Origin of the sequence: Pseudomonas sp. IPO3778, assembly GCF_013386825.1 — a bacterium.
Taxonomy (GTDB): domain Bacteria; phylum Pseudomonadota; class Gammaproteobacteria; order Pseudomonadales; family Pseudomonadaceae; genus Aquipseudomonas.
On sequence record NZ_JACARC010000139.1, the window covers coordinates 1 to 370 of the forward strand.

Below are 370 nucleotides of genomic sequence, written 5' to 3' on the forward strand. Positions count from 1 at the left end.
AGAGCATCTGGACCGGGGGTGTTCTCCAGCCTGCGGTAATCACCGTCACCGCTGACCGTCACCTGCGCGCCCTTTGGCAAAAGAGCGATAGACTTGCCCCGATGAGCTTGATTGCGAACATTCAGACCGCGTTCTCCAGCACGCAAGTCGTTAACCGAGTCTTTGACACGCAGAGTGGCGCCCTCAGGCCAGAAGGCTGGTCGGACGATAGTTGAATCCGCCTGATAAACCGTCCAGTCCTGCAAATGCATGTACAGGCTATAGAAAATCAGGATGGGGGGCGTGTCCGTGCAGCCTCGGATTTTCGGCGGCTGAAGACGATGGCGGACCAGCACGAAATTGCGTGAAAACGGTTTGACCACGCACTGTT

The 370-nt window shown here is 56.8% G+C and carries 1 pseudogene; it reads right to left on the reverse strand.

Annotated elements, in window-relative coordinates:
- Window positions 1-370: pseudogene (locus HX855_RS32930) on the reverse strand (hypothetical protein); the annotation flags it as partial.